Source organism: Oligoflexus sp. (assembly GCF_035638955.1).
Lineage (GTDB): Bacteria > Bdellovibrionota_B > Oligoflexia > Oligoflexales > Oligoflexaceae > Oligoflexus.
The window spans coordinates 120,656-141,495 of record NZ_DASQYZ010000161.1; the positions used below are offsets into that span (position 1 = coordinate 120,656).

A 20,840-nucleotide genomic window follows, 5' to 3' on the forward strand; every position below is an offset into this window, starting at 1 on the left:
CTCACTATAAATACTTCAGGCGCCCAGGTAAGCAGCTTTTACGCGAGAATCATGTAAAAGCTCCTGGGCCTTGCCTTCTAAAACAATCCGTCCACTCTCCAAAACATAGGCGCGCTGCGCCAGACGCAAAGCCAGTTGAGCATTCTGTTCCACCAGAAGCAAAGCCATCCCCTGTGCATTCATGCCCCGCATCCGATCAAAAATTTCAGCCACTACAAGGGGCGCAAGGCCCAGGCTGGGTTCATCCAGGAGCAGGAGCTTCGGTCTAGCCATAAGCGCTCGACCCATGGCCAGCATCTGCTGCTCGCCACCGGATAAGGTTCCCGCAGATTGGGCCCGGCGTTCCCGCAGGCGAGGAAAGAGTTGAAAGACCTCGTCCAGAGATTGCTGGCAGCCGACCTTATCAGCGCGATGAACAAAGGATCCCAGCTTTAAATTGTCTTCCACACTTTGCTGAGCCAGGACCATACGACCTTCAGGAGAATGCGCCAGTCCCAGACGCACGCGCTGGGCGGCATCCCGGTTCCTGAGATCCTGACCCATCCATTGCATTGAACCCTGGGCGGGCGCGATCAGGCCGGATATGGCACGAAGACAGCTGGTTTTACCGGCTCCATTGGCTCCAATCAGCGTGACAATTTCACCGCTTGCCACATGCAGGCTCACATCATGCAGCGCCTGAATTCCGCCATACTGCACCGACAGATGATTCAATTGGAGAAGCGGCGTCTCACCCATGCTGCACATCCTCAGATGACCCCAAATACGCCTGGCGAACCGCAGGGTTGTTTTGAATCTCAGACGGCTTGCCAAGAGCAATGAGCTCACCGAAATTTAAAACAGCAATGCGATCACAGATACCCAGGACCAACGGCACATGATGTTCGATCAGAATCACCGTGATACCGAAGCGATCACGAATCTGCCGGATCAAGGCCTGCATTCCCGCTTTTTCGTTCGGATTCATGCCTGCCACGGGTTCGTCCATCAGCAAAATATCCGGCCTCGCCATCAACGCCCGGGCCATTTCCAGTCGCCGTTGATCCCCGTAATTGAGATCACCAGCATGACGATCGGCTTTGTCGAGAAGTCCGGTGAATTCCATCCAGGCCCAGGCTTCTGCTTCTGCACCGGCCGGGAATAACGTTCGCCTTTGCTCGGCATTGAAGCGATGCGTGGCCGACAGAATATTTTCCAAAACCGTCTGTTGCTTCAACAGACGAAGATTTTGAAACGTTCGCATCAAACCCCAACGGGCCCGATGGTGAACCGAAGCGTGCGTGATATCGTGATCAAGAAAACGTACGGTCCCTGCCGTGGCGGGGACGAATCCCGTCAGCACATTAAACACCGTGGTCTTGCCGGCTCCATTGGGTCCGATCAAACCGAAAATTTCGCCTCGTTTAATTCCAAGGCTGACAGCATGAACCGCCTTGAGACCACCAAAGTGCACCGACAGTGCATCCATCTGTAAAATTTCCGCGGATCCGTCCGCCCGGGCTTCACGGAGAGCAGGCCAGCTCGAGGGCCTGGGGCGTTTGCGACGGCGATCGGGAACCAGACCTCGAGGCAAATACAGACTGGCGAGCACAATAAGAATACCGTTCACAACCAGGCGATAGTCCTGCAGCGGCCTTAAAATTTCCGGCAGCGCTGAAAGGATGGCCCCGCCCAAGGCCGCGCCCCAAACCGACCAGGGGCCACCGATCACAACATAAGCCAGGATATTGATGCTGGCATCGAAAGTTCCCTGCCGCGCGTTCCAGGTATTCATCAGATGCGCGCTGGCCGCACCCGTCACACCCGCGATCGCAGCGCCCCATGCAAAGGCCAGCGTTTTGTAACGCGCCGGGTCAATACCCATGGCCGCGGCTGCAAACTCATCTTCACGCAAAGCCCGAAAGGCTTCGCCGATACGACTGCTTTCGAGTTTACGGACCAGAAGGGCGACCCCAACAAAAAGCGGCAAAAACAGCCACAAATAGCCCTGTTGCTCCTCAAAAACCTGAGGAATGGAAAAGATACCGATAGCACCCCCGGTCCACTCCAGGTTCAAACACAGCACCCGCACCACTTCAACCAGAGCCAGCGTGGCGAGTGCCAGATAGATGCCGCGTAGCCGTAAAACCATACGGCCAATGCCCTGGGCCAGGATGAAGCAGAGCAGGCCTGCGAGCAGCATTTCGCCGAGCACCCATGTCCAGGGATAGAGGCTGGCATCCGGTGAGGTCCATAATTTCGTTGATACCAGGGCTGCGAGGTAACCTCCGATCGCATAAAACGCCGGTGAGGCTAACGAAAGCTGGCCGCTCATCAGCGGCACATAAAGGCTAATGCCGAGCAAGGCCTGCTGCAGCATCACAATGATAATAAAGGCGTCCAAATCCATAGAGATCTCAAAGTTTTTCCAAAGGCCGCCGACCCAAAAGTCCCTGCGGACGAACCATCAATACCAAAAACAGCAAAGCAAATGCGACAGCTTCCTTATAGCCTGAATATTCGGCGGGCACAGCGGCTTCAATCAGGCCGAGCAAGAGACCACCTAACACAGCTCCTGATATTTCGCCCATGCCGCCCAGCACGATCACCGCCAAACCTTTCAGACCAAACAGCAGACCAAAATGTGGACCAGGAATGCTGAAACCTGTGGCGACCAATGTACCAGCCAGACTCGCGAGAGCTCCTGACAAAGCAAAGGTCAAGACGATGGTACGATGCACGGGAATACCAAGCAGACTCGCTGTGGTTTGATTCTCCGCCACAGCACGCAGAGCTTTACCCACCATGGAGAAGCGAAACAGCAGGAGCAAGGCGGCCAGGACCAGCAGGGAAACGACGAGGATAACCAACTGGATGCCACGCACCCGAAGATCACCCCATTCCACCAGAACAGGAATAAAGCTGAGCGTGTCCAGATCGAAGTTGCGGGTTTCAGCGCCGTACATAAGCAGGAGCGCGTTCACCAGTACGATGGCGACACCCAAACTTGATACGAGATAAAGCAAAGGCTCGGCCTTGCGACGCCGCAGCGGCTCAAAGGCAAACCTTTCTATCAGGGCACTCAATGCTGCGCAGACGACCAGGGAAACCGCGGCGGCAGCCAGAAAGGGCAATCGCATTTCCGTTTCCCAAAGGGGCACCTGACCCCCGCCCCAGCTGCCTGTGGTCAAACTCCATGTAAGGTAGGCGCCGACGGCAAAGACCGCGCCCTGGGCGAAGTTGATCACCCCCAACAAAGAAAAAACCAGGGCATAGCCGAGCGCAAAGAGCGCATAAACGGATCCGATGGAAAGCCCATTCAGCAGGATCTGCAGCATGAAGTTCCACCTTGATTATTTGAGGAACGAGAATTTGCCGTTCTTGTTATCCGCGTCCATTTTAATTTCCGCGACATAAAATGACTTCTGCACAATCTCGCCGTCCTTATCAAAGCTGATGGGGCCCAGCGCGGTTTGAAAACTCTGGCCGAGAATCTGCTTGTTCAGCTCTTGACGCAATTCCTTCACGTCGTAAGTGGTCACTTTCTTTTTCTGATCGATCGCACTCAAAGCTTCCACGATGACCTGAACTGCGGTGAAGGCCTGGGCGGTGAATTGTCCTGGCATTTTCTTGTGTTTCTTTTGATAAAGTTCAACCAGCGCCTTATTCATGGCATCACCGGCTTCAGGCGAGTAAGCCTGCGCAATCAGAATACCATCGCAATATTTCTGACAGACGGGAAACACATTGGGGGTATTCAGCCCGTTGCCGCCGACGATCAAACCCTTGTATCCAAGCTGTCGTAACTGTTTAACGAGGTTTCCGCCATCCGCGGCAAGACCGGAAATAATCACCAGGTCCGGCTTGACCTTCATGACCTCACTGGCCTGGGTCGTGAAATCCGTATCCGTCGTTTGAAATTTTTGAATCGTACCCAACGTCAGACGCTTATCTGCCTTGACCGCTTCCTGAAACGTCATCGATTCGGAGGTATTGAAGGCATCATTTTGCGCATAGAGAACGGCGACATTCTTAAGCTGCGGATTCCGCTTCAGGGCAGCCTCAAGCGCATGCGGCGCTACGATGGCGACGGGAGCCGACACGCGGGTGACAAAGGGGCCTATCTGCGGAATGCCTTTGGCTGTATTGGAGGGACCCAGGACAGGTACTTTGGCTTTATCAGCCAGGGGATCGGCGGCGAAAGCCTGCTGCGACAGAGTCGGTCCGACGATGGCCACAACATTTTTTCGAATCAGAGCGTTAAAGGCGTTGATGGCCGAAGCTTCGTCGCCGGCTGAATCTTCCAGGATCACCTGGATTTTAGTACCGCCGACGCCACCTTTGCTATTGAAATACTCTTCGGCGAGGCGCACGCCGATAATCTGCTCCTGCCCCAGAAGAGCCACATTGGAAGTCTGCGACAGAGCCGCACCGATCGGCAAAGGTTCTGTCATCGCGGCCCCAAGATGGGATCCAAAGGTCAGGAGGACGAGGGCGCCACCAAGGGCTATCTGTCGAACGTTTCGATTCGCAAGCATGGCTTTCTCCAACGCAAAGAGGGTGGACTGGCAGATAAAACTGCCCAAAAGCCAGCGAATTGTCAAACGTCACGGAATGATAGGTATGTCACGAAGTGAGGGTAGACCTTAAGAACCGGACAAAGGCGCGAATTTCAGCTATAGTCACGAGCCGAGTCAGCAGCGCATAAAATGGAGCCAGCGCGGCGATGGCCAGCCGTTGCCATAGATTCAAAGCGACCATGGGATCATAGAAAAGCATGCCCAGCCAACACGGAGCGAGGATGACCAGTATGTTTTTCAAGAGCTTCAGGTCCAGCACGCGATTGGGAAAGATGCGCACCATGGCCAGAAAAGTATAAACTTCGCAGATGAAGGTACAGAAACTCACAGCCAGACCCGCGCCGCCGGGGCCGAATTTCAGCCCAAAGGGAATGGCCACATAATCAAGGGCGACATTGATCGCCAGCCCGATGATAAAAATGCGTGAGATTTGGCCACCGGGACTCGACAGATAGAGGCAGGCTCCCGTAAAGGTATTGATATACATCATGGTGAGGACGGGCGTTAAAAAGCAGAGAATTTTATAACTGGATTGAAACCCGTCGCCGTAAAGAATACGGGCGATGTAATCGCCGAACAGAACCAGCACCACACTTAAAGGCAAGGAACAAACCAGCAGGACGTTCATGAGCTGCTTGTACAGCTTTTCAAAGTTCCCCTGCCCTTCATGCAGGGCCTGGGATAAAGCGGGCGTGAAGGAACTTTGCAGAATCGGAATCAGCAGCAGAAATACACCGATGAGTTTATTGGCCGAACCAAAGTACCCGACTTCGATATCGGAACTCATGAAGCTTAGCATATTGGTGTCGGTTTCCGTAAAAAATGTCGTCAGCACACCCGCCATATAGAAAGGCAGACTCACCTTGAGCAGGACTTTCAAACGGTCCATGCTGGGTCCGGCGCCGAAGAACTGATGCCGACGCGACTGATACATCATGTAAGCGAGTCCGAAAATTTCAGAGATGGCATGCATCACGGCGACCATCAGGATGGTAGGATGAAACTTGAAAGCCACAAGGCAACCACCCACCAGAACGATCTTCACGACCACATTGATCACGGAAACAAGTCGCACTTTATCGACGGACATAAAAATTTTATGCAAAATGTTGCGCTGAAAATGAAAAGTGGCGGCATAAATTCCCATGATCATCACCGTGCCCCACGTTTCCCAACCTGCTGTCCTCTTAAACAGGATCAGACTGACAAACATGATCACGCCGATCAAAGCCGCCATAAAAAGTTCAACCAGAACAATGGTCCCAAAGATATCCCGGACGTGATTGTGATCGCTTGGTATGGTGCGATTGATATAGGTGGTGAAGCCAAGGGGAAGAAAGGCGAAAAAAGCGTTAGTAAAGGAATCCGCAAAATAAAAAATGCCCATTTTTTCCGGACCCATGATCCGTGGCAGCAGCATCTTCAGGGCCAAACCGATCACCATGGTCATGCCCACGGACAGGCTCAGCAGGGAGACGTTTCGCGCAATCTTGCGATGCGTGCTATGTTGAGAATCATCCATGGATCGCGGGTCCTTTTTTCACGTTCGGCATTTTGCTTTTCTACCCAGTGTAGCACCCCGCCGCTCTTTAGAAATCACAAAAACACCCGATACTTAAAGAGTCGCGGAGGTGTTTTTTGGTGACCTGGTGCCTTCACAAGAGTTCGTGGATTGCGCTGCTTATCAGCACGCTTGCCGCGCTATTGCTGGTCAGCGATGGCCTGGCGCACGACGAGAAGGAATACGAGCGTAGCGGCGAACACCTGCAGTATTGGGTCGATGCCACCGGGCAAAGCGATTTCATCACAGCCCAAAATCAGGTTTTTCAGAGCATTCCCAAAAATTCGATCAGCTTCGGTTTTACGCGCGCCACGGTCTGGCTTCGGCTTCAATTGCCTGCCCATCGAACTGATGAGCCCCAGCACTGGCTGGAGTTCGACTCCGCCCTCCTGAGCACCTGGCGGGTCTATCGCCCAGGACAGACGGAGCCGGTCTATGAAGCCGGCATGAGCCAGCCGCGATCCCATCAGGATCAGCATCGTTCCCCCGTGTATAAAGTGGGCCTCGCCTCGAACGCGCCGGGGATCTGGTATTTTCAGATGCAGTCCGATCATGCGCTCAATTTAAATCCGCGGCTTCATACGCAACATAGCCTGGCTGCAAAAGCGAAACGGGAATCGTTTTTCCTAGGCGCTTATGCGGGCGTCATGATCTTTACGTATGTCCTGACTCTCTATATCTTTGTCCGCACACGGCATCGCAATTTTTTGTACTACAGTTGCCTGCTTCTGAGTTTTCATCTGCTCTATCAGTTTTCTTATAATCAAATGGCTTCGCTTTATCTCTGGCCGGATACCTCATGGTGGTCCAATCGCTCATCGCTCCTGATCGGCGAGATCACCCACCTCTTCGGCGCCATCTTTGTGCGCGACACCTTACAGACTCAGCGTTTCAGCCCCCGACTCGATATGATCATTCGACTCGTGCCTCTGCGCAGTACGTTCTTTATAGGCTGGGCCATCGTCGACATGTCACCAGAAGCCATGAAGTACTCCACCATCGCGTCGATGCTTTACATCTTCTTTTACTACGGCCTGGGACTGCAGATCTGGGCCCGTGGCTATGGACCAGCGCGCTATTTTTCGATAGCCTGGCTGCCGGTTCTGATCGGCAATGCTTTGGTGTTCATCCAGGATTTGAATGTTTGGGTGGCTTCCAGCCCCGAGTGGCAACAGACCATTCGCTTTGAATTTCCTATTATCGGGGCCGCAATGCAGGCCATCCTTTTGGGTGTGGCTGTGGGAGATCAGTTCCACCGCACGCAGAAAGAGCAGCGGGAAGAACATCTGGCTCGTGAAAAGCTGGAGCAAAGTCTCGACGATGCTCATACGGTGCAGGATGCTTTTATTCGCACCGACAGCATCACACCGCGCTACGAAATTCGCAGTTCCCATCAAATGAGCGCCAAGATCGGTGGCGATTGGCTCGGATATTCCTACGATGCCCCGCGCAAGCGCCTGCTTCTCGCCATCTCCGATGTCACCGGCCACGGCTTGCCGTCCGCATTGCTCACCGGAGCTTTGCATGGGGCCTTTTATGGTTTGGCCGCTGCTGAACCCATTCAGTCGCTTTCCGACGCGGAGCTTTTGCATGTGCTCATGGATCGACTGGATCATGTGGTTCGCACCACGGCGCAGAATACGGGCTTGATGGCAACGATGGCTCTTGTCTGCATCAACCTCGACACCTTTCGCGTTGAATATCGTAACGCAGGTCATACCCCGATTCTGATTAGCGGTCGTAGCGGTCAGCATTTCATGTTGAAAGGTGGTTCGCCGCTGGGTATCAGCGAGGAACCCAACTTTGGCCATGATTCCTGGCAAGCCCAGGCCGATGACGTGATTTTTCTGTTTACCGATGGCCTTCTGGATCAGGCTGATTCCGGACAACGCAATCATTTGAAAAACGTAGCCCATGAGATTCGGGCCGATCTCGATATTCACCAGATCCATCAGCATATCGAAGAGCTGATTCATCGGCATCATTTAACCCTCGAAGATGATTCCTCCTACCTTCTGTGTCGCCTCCGGGCCGCCTGAGACCATGCCTTTGAAGAGAAGGCTTGCAAGTCCATATAAATTGTTGATGATGGGGTCCTGATCGCATGACAAGGGAGCCCTCATGAGCACAATTGGTATCCGCAGTGTTGTCGTAGGTTCTGTTTTGGAGCTGGTCCTCGACCGCCCGGAACGCAAAAACGCTTTTACGAGCGCCATGTATTCAAAGCTGACCGAGGAGTTGAATCAAGCTGCCCAGCGCAAGGAAATCGCCACGGTCCTGATTCATGGGGAAGGGGGCAACTTCTCATCGGGGAACGATCTCAAGGATTTTCTGGAAACTCCGCCTTCCGGTACCGATGCTCCAGTCTTCCACTTTCTCACCGCCATTGCCACATTTCCCAAGCCTATAGTGTGCGCCGTGGAGGGTTTTGCAGTCGGAATTGGAACCACGATGCTGCTGCCTGCGGATATCGCCTATGCCGCAGATACGGCGCGTTTTCAGCTGCCTTTTATCAATTTGGGTCTGGTGCCGGAAGGCGGCTCCAGCCTGCTTCTGCCGCGGCTGGCGGGATCCAAAGCGGCTCATGAAATGCTGCTGTTTGGGGAACCCTTCGATGCCCACGCGGCCCTGCAGTATGGGTTGATTAATCAGATTGTGGAACAGTCCAAACTTTTGGAATTTGCGCGGCAGCGAGCCCAGCTCCTGGCTACCAAACCACGCGCCGCTGTGCTTGAAGCCAAGGCTTTGCTGAAGAAAAGTAGCGAGCCCGAACTCTTGAATCACATGCGCGTCGAAGGTGAAGCCTTTATCAAACGCCTGCGATCACCCGAAACCACCGCGGCCATCCAGGGATTTTTTGCTCGTAAATAAGCGGCAACGCACGCGTTCCTGCACCGGTATCGAGCTCCGCTGAAGGTGGTGTCTGTCAAGGCACGCGTTGGCATCGAGCTCTGCTGAAGGTGGTGTCAAGGCACGTGTTCCTGCACCACCGGCATTGAGCTCTGCAGCGGCAGTTCCACGATGAAGGTGGTGGCCAGGGCCTCCGCGTCCAGTTGAATGCCGCCGCCATGATCGGCGAAGATGCGGGATGCGATCGTCAAACCGAGACCACTCCCCTGCCCTTGATTTTTAGTCGAAAAAAACGGCTGAAATATGCGACCACGAATGCCGGTTGGCACGCCCTGACCGCTGTCACTGATGATAAATTTCAGCCATTCCTGATCATCATGAGCCACCCGTTTTACTTCAATGGTAATGCGCTTGATTTCACTGTATTCCAATGCTTCACAGGCATTATTCAACAGAATCATGAGCCCATGCATAAGATCCGCGACGCGACCTTTGACCCAAAGGTCGTTGGCGTCATGCTTCACTTCCAGATGAATCTCACTTTTCTTCATCTTCTGATCGCAAAGGCTGATGACTTCCTCCAGCCAGGTTTGGACATTCAACAGCGTGTCCCCCGCTTCCTTGCGTCCGCCGCCGTATTTTTGCAGCGAGCTCGTCAGCACCGTGGCCTGGTCCATACTTTTCATTACGACCGCGAGCTGCTGACAGACAGCAGAATCCCGGTGCCCGTTATCCTCCAGTCCCTGCATGATGCGGCGTATACGATTCATGCTGCCGACCAGAATGCCCTGCAGCTGATGGCTGATCTGCACCGAAGACTGACCGAGACTTGTGGTCTTGGCCTGCTGATAGAGTTCCGACTGACTGCGCTGCAGATCCTTTTCGATTCTTTTAAATTCCTTGTCCAGACTGACGAGCTGATCCGAGATGGCGACGAATTCGTGATCCTTTTGCGCCAGCCTTTCCTCGCGTTCCTGAAGGTCTTCACGCAGTTTTTCCAGTTCCGCATTGCGTTCCACGAGCAGCAGCCAGCATAAACGGAAACAAGCAGCAGCCCCCGCAATAAATGCACCGATAAACTGCGAGGACGTATCCGGGTCTTCGCCGAATCCCAGAACCATCACAAGGCTCCAGGCATGAATCGCCATCAGCCCGAGCCAGCCGCCCAGGAATGCCGACAGAGAAGCATCCTGCTGATGTTTGATGGTTTGAGCCAGCAGCCATGCGATCAGGACCTGACAGCTGATCTGCGTGGCCGCGACCAGGAGTCGAGCTTCGATGTTGATGAGTTCGAGCAATGCAGATGAAGCGCCCAGCAGAATCATGAGCGCAAAAAAGATTTTCATACCGCGTGAAGGTCGGGACCAATCGACCCAGACGAGGCCGAGCAGGATGTTAGCCCAAAAAATGGTCTGCTCCATCCCCAAGGCAAAGAGTTGGGAAGGATCCTCTAAATGTCTTAAGAGGGACCAGCAGAGCGTCTGCGCACCCAGGTGCAGCAGCAGCATCCGGCCCCCTCTATGGTCCCAGAAAAGGCTGGCCGTGAGCAGCACCTGAAGCAGGAGCAAACCCATAAGAATCGTAAACAGAGGCATAAAACCTCCCACAATTCATCGAACGATAAAGGGGGCATGAAGCCTCCTAAAATTCATCGAACGATAAAGAAAAGCTTTGGTAAAACTTGAGGACGTATCGGCGGTCGGTTTGGGTCGGTTGGAAAAAACTTATAAGATCCCGATTCAGTTTCAGACTTTGGCCTGTCAATCCCTTGGTCAATCGAGGTCCGCAACGCTAATTTCTGCCGTCCCGTCAGAGTCCTGAGCCGAAACATGCTGACGCCGGGTAAGAATTGATAAATCAGCATAATTTCATGGTGTTAGACACCCCTGCAAAAGGCAAATTGTCGTAACCAAATCATAAAATGCAGAGTCAAACGTGTAACCATTTGAAATAAAAGCCTCATTCGGGAATGTCCAATTCGATTGACCGACCTCTTGTCCGTTCCCAAAGGTTAACTTTTATTCCAAATCCATACTTTGACTCAACATCTTCAACTGTCAAATCCTGGCACATGCAATGCACAGCGGAAGTTCACAACATTTTTCATGAGCATCAGGAGAATTGGAATGTCGAACAGAAAAAAAACGATCCTGGGATTGGGAGCGGTGCTCGCCTTGACGGCCGGCGTGCTCACCAGTTTGCAGATCGGCAGCAAGGCCCAGGCCCAGAATGATGCCGATCCCGGTAAAGCCCTGCGTTGTGCCACGCGACTTTCGGTCGCATTTCTAGGCACCGCACCGTCTCCTGCACTTTTGCAAAGCACCGATCCGCAATCGCAGGTGGATGCTTTGATCAGTGATCCTCTTTTTCAGGAACGTTTCGCGCGCTTTACCAATAGCCTGATGAATGATTCTCCTGGTGCCACGTCCGAGGAGGACGGCGCCTACCATCTGAGCAAGTATATTCTGCAGAATGCCAAGCCTTGGAAGGAACTGTTCAACGGTCCTTATAATATCGTGGCCACGGGCGCCGCTGCCAACCGCGTCGTCAGCGTCCAACCTGATGTTAACGGTCTGGGCTATTTCCGCAGCCAGGCCTGGCTTCTCCGTTATGCCGGCAACGAGTTGACAGGTGTGAAACTGAACTCGGCCTATCGCCTGTTGAATAACGTCGTCGGGCTTCACCTGACCGCGACGACCAACGCTCCTGGTGCGGATGTTTCGGCCACGGGTCGTGCGGCTCCGGCCTGTAAAGCTTGTCACTATGATGGCTGGTATGCCCTGGATAAAACCGCTCAGGTTTTAACCAAGGTGCAACGTCAGGGCAACAACGTGACCTTTACGCCGGTCGACGGCACCCCGAAGGAAGTTCTGGGCGGCCTGATGCTGAAAGACGACAAGGAACTGGTCAACGCCATGGTCGACTCCGAACAGTTTGCGTTCAATGCCTGTCGCACAGCATTCAAATATCTCTATGGCCGTGAAGAAAATGCATGTGAAGCAGCCGTTTTTGATCGCTGCGTGGAATCCATAAAAACATCGGGCATGATCCAGTCGGCACTGTCGACTGTGGCCAAAGACCCCGCCTTCTGCCAATAACGGAGACGAAACATGAAAAGAAGCTTAGGTCTTTCAATCATACTGGCAGCAGGCCTGATGGCTTGCGGCAAGGCACCGAAACATATTTCCGGGACCACAGTCGGCACCACGCAAACCGGAATGCCCGAGGGCACCAATCCTGACGGCACCGATCCCAAGGCCAGCACCATGCTGACCTGTTCTGTGGCGGATGGCAAAAGTTATAAGGGTTTTGGCGGCGTGAACCTGAGCGCCGGTCGCAAGACTGAAATATCCAAAGATGGCGACCGCTATCGGGTGAAACCTTACACGGCCCTTTCTGGAGAATATACACGCGTGATCGGAGCCGTTCCGGCTTCACTGACAGCCAATGCAGCGACGTTCGCCGCGGCTCCGGATCGTTGGTATGTCGATACCCAGGCCAGCGCTGTGACCCTGTTTACGAGTTATCGCGTGGCTTATGAAGGGGCTTTGACTGTGGCCGGTGCCGACACCAAATACGCAGCCCTGCCGACCGAAGAATCTGCGACCGCTAACTGCACGGCCTTCGCACGTCAGGCTTGGAATCGCCTGCCATCCCCGGATGAAGTGAACGCCTGTAAGAAAGTCGCATTAGTGGAAACAGCTGCAGAAACAGACATCAAGGCACGCTGGGCCTATACCCTGGCATCGGTATTAACGGCTGCCGGCTTTCTCGCTTACTAAGGAGCACACGAACATGAGTCACAAGAAAAGTAATATATCACGCCGCGATCTTATCAAGCTGACAGCCGGCACGACCGGCGCCATGGCCATCGGCGGCATGGTCCCTGGTATCATGACGCCCGAGGCCCTGGCCCAATCAGCAACCCAATCCGCCGTCCTGGTCGTGTTTCTGCCTGGCGGTTACAATGCTCTCTTCAGTTCGGCCGACTCCTTCAGTGGCGCTGGCACGTTCGGTGTGACAGCAGCCAACATGCTGAACCTTGGCGGTGGCCTGGTCGTCGACAACAGTTTCAATACCCTGGGTGCCTTCGCTAAAGCGAACATGGCTTCCGTCGGTGTAGCCCACGGCATAGCCGCTCACGGGGGCGCAAAAACAGCCCAATTTTCCGTGAATAACCTCAGCCCTGTGCTGAGTCTGGCTGCAGGTATGGGTGGCAGTGGTTCCATCAAAGCCGCCAACGTTGGCGCGGAAATGGTTCCTGGTCCACAGACGGCTGTCAGCGGAACATCCTTGCAGCAGATCACCGATATGAAATCGACCATCGATGCACTGGGCGGTGGCGCTCCAGATCCCACCATGCCCAAGCGTGAAATCGCGGCGAAAGGCATTACCGCAGCTGAAATCATGTCACTTCAACGTCTGCAGGGAAATCCTGAATCGTTGTCCAGCATGACCAACGGTTACAAAGCAGCGTTCGATACGCTGTCGAAGGCAGCGCAGCCTTTCAACGCCCAGGAACTCATGACGGCTTACGGCCTGACTGGAACTGCGGTGACGGATATGAGAGCAAAATTTGCAGCGGCCGAATTGATGATTCGATCCGGCGCCAACGTGGTGACCGCAAGTGCTGGTGGCGGCCTCAGTTGGGATACGCACGGTGATACATCGGGAGCTCGTGCCCGACAGAAATTTATTGCTGAAATCATGCCAGGTCTGAAAGTTTTCACCGATCGCATGGTGACCGCAACGAGTAACGTGACGGTTGTGATCTTTGGTGACTTTGCTCGTTCGTTGCCAGGTTCGGATCACGCATCCGTAACGTCAGCGACGGTGATTGGTCCCAACGTGAAGCTCGGCACAACTGGTAAAGTGGACGCCAACGTGGGTCTGCCCGCGGGAACTCCCGGCGTCAACGGCCTGTGGGGCCTTGTGTCAGCGTTGGCCAAAGCACCGACATCCGTGGTGCAAGGTTTCGGTGGCAATCCTCACACGGCTATCAGCAAAGTCTGATCGAAAGGAAAAAATCATGCTGCGCGTTCCCTTGTCAGGCCTGCTCGTTGCCGGTCTTCTGCTCAGCAGTTGTGCCGAAGAAGCACCCAAAGTCGCGCGCTCGCAGCCTACCACGGCTGTGAGTTCGGGACAGCAGGGGAATAATTCTGGAGGCCGTGCCGATGGATCATCGAGCCCGGCTTCTCCTACCGACGGACCATCGTCGCCGGCCACGCCGGTGGACATGACGATTCCCGCGGGTCCGACCACGACCGCTGTCAACGTTGCCAGTGGTCCGATGAGTTTTGACCTGGCATCGGCCAAGCCAGCTCTCACGGGCGCCACGTTTTCGGTCACGCTGGCCGTGAATGCTGCAGCCGGCGCGGCGCCGGCTTCCATCACCTTCAGTAACATGTCGGTGAAAACACCGGCCACCACAGGCTTTGTTCTGTATCGTCCGGTTTTGGTTTTGATGGAAGGTGGCAAGGAAACCCAATATCCCATTGGCACCAACATCAACTTGAAGATTCCCAAGGGTCGCACAGTCCCGTTAGCAGGATTGAACGCGATCAGTTTTGACAACATCAGTCCAGGCGCTTCGATCAAGATGCGTTTTTCAGCCCTGGAACCCCTCGCTGATGCTTTGCTGGATGGTATTCCCAACTATCGGGAATGCAAGGCTCCGCAGAATTTCAAGCCGGTGGCCGACGCCTTGCAACCCTGCAAAGCTTGCCACAGCGGACTCTTTGCCTATGATTTTGTGGATAAGGACATCGCCACGGCCTGTGGCCAGAACTTGAAAATCATTGATGCAACATTGAATAGCAATGGCGTCAGACCCAACATTCCCGCGGGTGCCCATCAGGGCGTGAATGCCGGCCCCGTGAGCACCGCGATCGGTCCATGGCGGACGGGAGAAGGACTCTAAAATCAGGCACGTGGAAAAATCTGGCGATACCGATGACAGTAAGGTGTATCACCCTTGCTTTCGTAATACCGCTGGTGATAGTCCTCGGCGGGCCAGAATTTAACGCGTGGCTTGAGCGCTGTCGCCACCTGCATGCCCTTGGCCTTGAGCTGATCGATCAGCTCCTGGGCCACCTTTTTCTCTTCATCATTTTCGTAAAACAGCACCGAGAGATACTGCGGGCCGATATCGGGACCTTGGCCATTGGTCTGTGCAAAGTCATGGGTCTCAAAAAACACCCGCAAAATTTCCGTCAGATCCACCTGCACCGGATCGTAAGTGACTTCTGTGGCTTCCACATGACCTGTGGTGCCAGAGCACACCTGTTTGTAGGTTGGATTCTCGACATGCCCACCGATATAGCCCACCTGGGTTTTCAAAACCCCCGGAATGCGTCCCAGATAATATTCTGTGCCCCAAAAGCAGCCTGAAGCCAGAACCACGGTGCGGACACCTGGAACTTTGTTGGGTTCAAATTCGAGCGACACACTGTTCACGCAGTGCCTCGTATTCTTGGCCGTCAAACGTTCGCCTTTGAAGACATGTCCCAAATGAGCCCCGCAGTTTTTGCAAAGGATTTCGGTACGCTGCCCATCGGCATCGGTTTTGTGGTCCACAGCCCCTGGAATTTCATCGTCAAAACTCGGCCAGCCGCACTCGGAATGGAATTTATCATCGCTCCGGTAGAGCTTAGCCCCGCACTTTTTGCAGTGATAAACGCCAGGTGCCGTCGTGTTTACATAAAGTCCGGTAAAGGGTCTTTCCGTTCCTTTTTGTTCAATCACCCAGCTTTCGAAGGGTGTTAGTTGCCGTTGTGACATAATGTGCCTCGCTAAAAAGGGTGAAAAAGCGAAGAATCGTAGCGATTCTACTCTGAAATACAAACGAAAAAATCCTAGTCCTTGTGTAAACTTTTCGCAAGAGGGGCTCTCAAGCAACATTACTGTTGGAGCCTGAGCTTACAAAGGTTATGTAAGAGAATGAGTCCCAACAATCGAAGGAAGCCTCGCCATGCTTTACGCTGAATTTCTTGAGCGCACCGCGTTTAACAAGCTCGAACTGATTGCACATGCCAACGGTTTGCTTGTGGAAGACACACCCATTCCAGAATTTGGGCGGATTCCCGCGCCTCCCTTTCTGATGTTTGATCGCATTGTCGAACTGAAGCGCAACGGTTCCAGCGGCTCCATCATTGCCGAGCAGGATGTGCAACTGGATGCCTGGTACTTTCAGTGCCATTTCAAAGGCGATCCTGTGCAGCCGGGCTGTCTTGGTCTGGATGCGGTCTGGCAGCTTGTTGGTTTTTATTGCTTCGCCAACGGTGGTCTGGGCAGTGGCCGCGCCTTGGGTTGCGAAAGCGTGGAATTTTTGGGCCAGATTCGTCCGCATGATAAAGTGGTGCGTTACGAAGTGAATATTCGGCGTCTGTCGATCCTTAAAGGTAAAGGCGCGGCCATCGCTGTCGGTGATGCGCGCGTTCTGGTCGATGACCAGCCCATTTATAATATCAAAGGGGCGCGCGTCGGCAGCTTTACCGGCATCAATTATCCTGATTATCCACTGCCTTCTGCAAATTCGCGCGGCGGTATTTTGGTTCGATAAGAGGAGGGATCGGCATGACGGCTGACATGAAAGAATCCATTTTGGGAATGGTGCCTCAAGCACATCCGTTTCGATTTCTGGATCGGATCGTGGACCTCGATGCGCAAAAAATCGTCGGCGAATACACCTTCGATCCGGAACTGCCTTTCTATCAAAAAGAAAACGTCGTCCCTGAGTCCATTCTGATCGAAACTGTAGCGCAGACCGTGGTCGTGGCCATGGGCCTGCATCTGATTGATATCGACGCGAAAAGCGGTAAGGGCCTTAATCCAGCGGAATATGTGACCCTGTTTACCGACGTCGAGATGGAATTTTTCAAACCGGTTCATGCGGGTGAAAAAGTTCGGGTTCACGGTGAAAAACAAAGCTGGCGTTTCCGCAAAATCAGGTCAAAAGCGGAACTTTATAACGAACAGGGCGAGCTGATTGCTCGTGGAACTCTGTCCGGTATGGGAGTGAAAAAGCAATGAGTAAAAGACGCGTCGTAGTCACAGGTATGGGTGTGGTCGCTCCGAACGGTCATGGTCTGCAAAACTTCAGCCAGGCCCTGCGTAAGGGGCAGTCGGGTTTGCGCCATTTGCCGGAACTGGAGCAGTTGAAATTTGGCTGCCAGGTGGCAGGTGTGCCGCAGGATATCGATACGATTAAGACCACTTATTTCAGTCCCGATGAACTCCTGGCCATGAACACCGCCATGACTTTTGCTTGCATCGCTGGTGTGGACGCCTGGAAAGATGCAGGCCTGCCTTTGCCGCAATGGGGTTCTGATCAACTGAATGAAGAAACCGGTGCGATCATCGGTACGGGCATCGGCGGCGTGGATACACTCGCCGACAAAGTCATCCCACAGGCCAGTATTGGAAATGTCAGGCGGCTCGGCAGCACCATCATCGAACAGATCATGGCCAGCTCCGTCAGCGCCCGTTTTGGTGGACTGTTCGCCTTGGGCAACCAGGTGACGACCAACAGCAGTGCCTGCAGTACCGGAACCGAAGCTTTGATTATGGGTGTCCAAAGAATTCGTGACGGCCTCGCCGAACGCATGATGGTCGGCGGCGCTGAAGGCGCGCATCCTTATATCTGGGCCGGCTTTGATGCCATGAAGGTCCTGAATCGCAACAGCAATGATGCGCCCACCGCAGCCTCACGACCCATGAGTGCGACAGCAAAAGGCTTTATTCCTGGCAGTGGCGGCGGCGTTTTGGTCGTGGAATCCCTGGAATCGGCTCAGGCCCGCGGCGCACGTATATATGCTGAAGTTCTTGGTTCTGCCATCAATTGCGGCGGTATGCGTCGCGGCGGAAGCATGACGGCACCGAGCCCCTATAGTGTCCGCCGCTGTATTCGTGATGCGATGATGAACGCCGGTGTGCAATCGGCAGAACTCGATTATATCAACGGTCACCTGACGGCGACCGGCGCCGATCCTCTGGAAGTCGCGAACTGGCTGTCAGCACTGGAATTGCCGGCTGAACGCTTCCCTATGATCAACTCGACCAAATCGATGATCGGTCATGCCTTGGGCGCCGCCGGTGCCGTGGAATGCATTGCGACCGTTTTGCAGCTGCATGAAGGTTTCGTGCATCCTTCGCTGAACAGCGAAGACCTGCATCCGGATATCGTAAAAATTGCCGCGAGCATCCCGCGTGAAGCCCGGAATAAGGCGATTCAGATCGCGGCCAAATCCAGTTTTGGTTTCGGTGACGTCAATAGCTGCGTTGTCTTTAAAAAGTGGGCCGGTTAAAACCCTGTTCCAGCCTGGGCAGGAGGCGCTCGAAACGGAGCGTCTCTATGCCATGATCCCTCCCCACCGAATTTTTCCCTTCATAATTCCTTTCTCACGCGCCGCCCTCTAGCCTTTCGCTGATGATTGCGGTAAATCCGTACAAGAACAGAATCAGCCCAGAAAGACATCTCCGATGGAAAATGTGATCAAACCCAGGCTCCGAACCAAGGTCTTGCATGGAATCGGCATCTGGCTCGTCATCAGTGGCATTCTCATTCCTCTCTCATCTGTGGGCGCGAAAAGCGCTCTGACCCTGCAGGGTCAGAGCGCGCAAAGCGCCCAGCACGCGCAGGGCGCGAAAAGCGCTCTGACCTGGCAGGCGGCTGTCACCGAAGCGACCCGGAATAACGCGGAGCTCAAGGCCGCCCAGCAAAACCTTGATGCCGCCAACACCAATATTCAGGTCGCACGATCGGGCTATCTGCCAAAGATTTCGGCATCGTTCACCGCGGGAATCAATGGCAGTGATGCCACTCGGAGCATGGATCCCAGCACTTACGGTGATCTGCAGAGCAAAGTCAACGACAGCTACGGAGCCTCCATCGAAGCCAGCGAAACCATCTTTGATGGCTTTGCCACCCAGTCGCGAGTCAGCCAGGCGCAATCGCGTGTTCGCGAAACGGAGCAGCAGATTCAGATTCTGAAAGCCCGTTTGAGTTATGACCTAAAAACAGCCTATTCAGGCATGATGCAGGCGCAACGATCGCTTCGCCTGTATCAGGACATCATCAAACGCCGCGAGGAAAACCTGCGACTCGTGGAACTGCGCTTCGCAGGAGGTCAGGAAAATAAGGGTGCCGTGCGTCTTTCCGAAGCCTATTTAAAACAGGCTCGTTTTGAAGAGATGCAGGCTCGCGATAATTTCAATGTCACGCGAGCACGACTGAACACGGTGCTCGGGCGTGGGGATGACACCAGCTATGAATTGCGCAATGACGTTCCGCTAAGCGATATTCCTGGCCTCGTGGATTTTGCCAGCCTCGCCCGCAACACCCCGGACTACCGATTGAATCGCGCGCAGGAGGAAACGGCCACCGCGGATCTCTCGCTCGCGCGAGCCGGGTTTTATCCACAGCTCGGTGTGCGCGGCAGCATCGGGCGGCAGGATGATAAGTTTTTTCCGGAAGATGAAGCCTGGTCGCTGAGTCTTGTCCTCACCGTGCCTCTGTTCTCGGGTGGCTCGGATTATTACACGCGGCAGGGGGCCATCAATCGACTCACGGCAGCAGGGTTGACCCGGGAAAACGCCGAACGCGATATCGTAGCCCGTCTGAGGCAGGCGCATGTTACCCTTGCTGAGTCGGCCGAGCGTTTGAAAGTGGACGAGAGTTTTCGCGAAGCGGTGACGCTGCGTGCTGAAATCGCACGAAGCAAATACAATAACGGCCTGACCACCTTTGATGACTGGGATCTGATCGAAAGCGATTTGATCACAAGACAGCGCGCGGTGCTTTCCAGTCAGGGCAATCGAGTTATCGCCGAAGCCGCATGGGAACAAGCGCAGGGAAGAGGAGCACTGCAGTGAGTCAAGCCAAATCAAAATCCCGTCTGAAGATCTGGATTATTCTAGGTGTCATAGCCTTATTAGTGGGCGGGGCCGGGTATTACTACAAGAAAAAGAAAAGTGCCCCTGCCGTGAAATACACCGAAGCCAAGGTCACCCGGCAAACCCTCCAGGTCACCATTCTCAGTACGGGCGTTGTGCAACCCGAAAACCGCCTGGAAATCAAACCGCCCATCGCCGGTCGCGTGGAAGAGGTTTTGGTGGCGGAAGGGGCTGAAGTGAAAAAAGGTCAGATTCTGGCCTGGATGAGTTCGACGGAACGAGCGGCCTTGCTGGATGCCGCGCGCGCCAAAGGTTCTGCGGAAGTGAAACGCTGGGAGGAACTGTACCGGCCCACACCGATCATGGCACCGATCAACGGCACCATTATCCTGCGCAACGTCGAAGCCGGTCAGACCTTTTCCAATGCGGACTCCGTATTCTCGATGTCGAATCGCTTAACCATCAAAGCTCAGGTGGATGAAACCGACCTGGCCCAAATCAAAAAAGGCCAGACCACCACGGTGCTGCTCGACGCCTATCCGCGGGAAAAAATTCCTGGCAAAGTCGAAAAACTGGCCTATGACGCCAAGACCGTGAACAACGTCACCACCTATACCGTGGACGTTCTACCCAATAAAACACCTGATTTCATGCGCAGTGGCATGACCGCCAACGTCACGTTTTTGATCTCGGAAAAAACCGATGCTCTGACCATTCCCAGCGAATCCATCAAATTTGTCGAAGGCAAACCCTTTGTCCTGATGCCCAATCCCAAGGAAAAGGACAAGCCCATCGAACAGCCTATTAAAATCGGCACCAACGATGGCAAACAAACCGAAGTCGTCGAAGGTGTCACGGAAGGCGCCACCATCCTGATCTCCGATCTTACGATGGGCGATGGCAAGGGCCCGGGCGGCAATCCCTTCATGCCGATGGGCCGACCTCGTGGCGCCGGCAACCGCGGAGGCAGGTAAGAG

18 protein-coding genes are annotated in these 20,840 nt (G+C 54.2%); 11 read left to right on the forward strand and 7 right to left on the reverse strand.

Features of this window, described 5'->3' with window-relative positions; translation table 11 throughout:
* Nucleotides 1-15 precede the first annotated feature (15 nt).
* From VE954_RS15350 to VE954_RS15370, 5 genes are all read right to left on the reverse strand, one after another.
* On the reverse strand, nucleotides 16-738 hold the full coding sequence (locus VE954_RS15350; RefSeq protein ID WP_324954253.1) for an ABC transporter ATP-binding protein: 723 nt from the start codon (nucleotides 736-738) through the stop codon (nucleotides 16-18).
* Nucleotides 731-2,389, reverse strand: a complete 1,659-nt coding sequence (locus tag VE954_RS15355) for a branched-chain amino acid ABC transporter ATP-binding protein/permease (RefSeq protein ID WP_324954255.1) — start codon at nucleotides 2,387-2,389, stop codon at nucleotides 731-733. Before VE954_RS15355 ends, VE954_RS15350 begins: the two co-directional genes overlap by 8 nt.
* A gap of 7 nt (nucleotides 2,390-2,396) precedes the next feature.
* Nucleotides 2,397-3,317 (reverse strand): branched-chain amino acid ABC transporter permease, encoded by a 921-nt coding sequence (locus tag VE954_RS15360; protein ID WP_324954257.1) that lies wholly within the window; start codon nucleotides 3,315-3,317, stop codon nucleotides 2,397-2,399.
* Nucleotides 3,318-3,332: 15 nt separating this feature from the next.
* Nucleotides 3,333-4,517 (reverse strand): ABC transporter substrate-binding protein, encoded by a 1,185-nt coding sequence (locus VE954_RS15365; RefSeq protein WP_324954259.1) that lies wholly within the window; start codon nucleotides 4,515-4,517, stop codon nucleotides 3,333-3,335.
* A gap of 88 nt (nucleotides 4,518-4,605) precedes the next feature.
* Entirely contained in the window at nucleotides 4,606-6,081 is a 1,476-nt protein-coding gene (locus VE954_RS15370; protein ID WP_324954261.1) for a flippase, read from the reverse strand.
* 119 nt (nucleotides 6,082-6,200) lie between these two features.
* On the opposite strand from VE954_RS15370, the gene VE954_RS15375 reads away from it, so the two are divergent.
* Both VE954_RS15375 and VE954_RS15380 read left to right on the forward strand, forming a co-directional pair.
* On the forward strand, nucleotides 6,201-8,159 hold the full coding sequence (locus VE954_RS15375; protein ID WP_324954303.1) for a SpoIIE family protein phosphatase: 1,959 nt from the start codon (nucleotides 6,201-6,203) through the stop codon (nucleotides 8,157-8,159).
* Nucleotides 8,160-8,241: 82 nt separating this feature from the next.
* Entirely contained in the window at nucleotides 8,242-8,991 is a 750-nt protein-coding gene (locus tag VE954_RS15380; RefSeq protein WP_324954263.1) for an enoyl-CoA hydratase-related protein, read from the forward strand.
* A gap of 95 nt (nucleotides 8,992-9,086) precedes the next feature.
* Here VE954_RS15380 and VE954_RS15385 read toward each other — a convergent pair whose 3' ends face one another.
* Entirely contained in the window at nucleotides 9,087-10,565 is a 1,479-nt protein-coding gene (locus tag VE954_RS15385) for a sensor histidine kinase (RefSeq protein ID WP_324954264.1), read from the reverse strand.
* Nucleotides 10,566-11,096: 531 nt separating this feature from the next.
* Between VE954_RS15385 and VE954_RS15390 the strand changes: the two genes are divergently transcribed.
* The 4 genes from VE954_RS15390 to VE954_RS15405 are packed head-to-tail and all read left to right on the forward strand — an operon-like array spanning nucleotide 11,097 to nucleotide 14,890.
* Nucleotides 11,097-12,068 (forward strand): hypothetical protein, encoded by a 972-nt coding sequence (locus VE954_RS15390; RefSeq protein ID WP_324954266.1) that lies wholly within the window; start codon nucleotides 11,097-11,099, stop codon nucleotides 12,066-12,068.
* A 12-nt stretch (nucleotides 12,069-12,080) separates the two neighbouring features.
* On the forward strand, nucleotides 12,081-12,752 hold the full coding sequence (locus VE954_RS15395) for a hypothetical protein (RefSeq protein ID WP_324954268.1): 672 nt from the start codon (nucleotides 12,081-12,083) through the stop codon (nucleotides 12,750-12,752).
* 13 nt (nucleotides 12,753-12,765) lie between these two features.
* Complete coding sequence (locus VE954_RS15400) at nucleotides 12,766-13,983, forward strand: twin-arginine translocation signal domain-containing protein (protein WP_324954270.1); 1,218 nt, start codon at nucleotides 12,766-12,768, stop codon at nucleotides 13,981-13,983.
* A gap of 16 nt (nucleotides 13,984-13,999) precedes the next feature.
* The gene (locus tag VE954_RS15405) at nucleotides 14,000-14,890 is read left to right on the forward strand and encodes a hypothetical protein (RefSeq protein ID WP_324954272.1); all 891 of its coding nucleotides are present in this window, start codon (nucleotides 14,000-14,002) and stop codon (nucleotides 14,888-14,890) included.
* A 2-nt stretch (nucleotides 14,891-14,892) separates the two neighbouring features.
* Here VE954_RS15405 and VE954_RS15410 read toward each other — a convergent pair whose 3' ends face one another.
* Nucleotides 14,893-15,750 carry a bifunctional methionine sulfoxide reductase B/A protein gene (locus VE954_RS15410; RefSeq protein WP_324954273.1) on the reverse strand — a complete coding sequence of 286 codons (858 nt, stop codon included), beginning with the start codon at nucleotides 15,748-15,750 and terminating at the stop codon, nucleotides 14,893-14,895.
* A gap of 190 nt (nucleotides 15,751-15,940) precedes the next feature.
* Between VE954_RS15410 and fabA the strand changes: the two genes are divergently transcribed.
* The 5 genes from fabA to VE954_RS15435 all read left to right on the forward strand — a co-directional run bounded on the left by fabA (nucleotide 15,941) and on the right by VE954_RS15435 (nucleotide 20,837).
* Nucleotides 15,941-16,531, forward strand: a complete 591-nt coding sequence (gene fabA, locus VE954_RS15415) for a bifunctional 3-hydroxydecanoyl-ACP dehydratase/trans-2-decenoyl-ACP isomerase (RefSeq protein ID WP_324954276.1) — start codon at nucleotides 15,941-15,943, stop codon at nucleotides 16,529-16,531.
* 14 nt (nucleotides 16,532-16,545) lie between these two features.
* Nucleotides 16,546-17,001: a hypothetical protein gene (locus VE954_RS15420; RefSeq protein WP_324954278.1), complete on the forward strand. Its 456-nt coding sequence runs from the start codon at nucleotides 16,546-16,548 to the stop codon at nucleotides 16,999-17,001.
* On the forward strand, nucleotides 16,998-18,275 hold the full coding sequence (locus VE954_RS15425) for a beta-ketoacyl-[acyl-carrier-protein] synthase family protein (protein ID WP_324954280.1): 1,278 nt from the start codon (nucleotides 16,998-17,000) through the stop codon (nucleotides 18,273-18,275). The genes VE954_RS15420 and VE954_RS15425 overlap by 4 nt, the downstream gene beginning before the upstream one ends.
* Nucleotides 18,276-18,450: 175 nt before the next feature.
* Nucleotides 18,451-19,842: a TolC family protein gene (locus VE954_RS15430; RefSeq protein WP_324954281.1), complete on the forward strand. Its 1,392-nt coding sequence runs from the start codon at nucleotides 18,451-18,453 to the stop codon at nucleotides 19,840-19,842.
* Nucleotides 19,839-20,837, forward strand: coding sequence for an HlyD family efflux transporter periplasmic adaptor subunit (locus tag VE954_RS15435; protein ID WP_324954283.1), 999 nt, complete (start codon nucleotides 19,839-19,841; stop codon nucleotides 20,835-20,837). The genes VE954_RS15430 and VE954_RS15435 overlap by 4 nt, the downstream gene beginning before the upstream one ends.
* Nucleotides 20,838-20,840 lie beyond the last annotated feature (3 nt).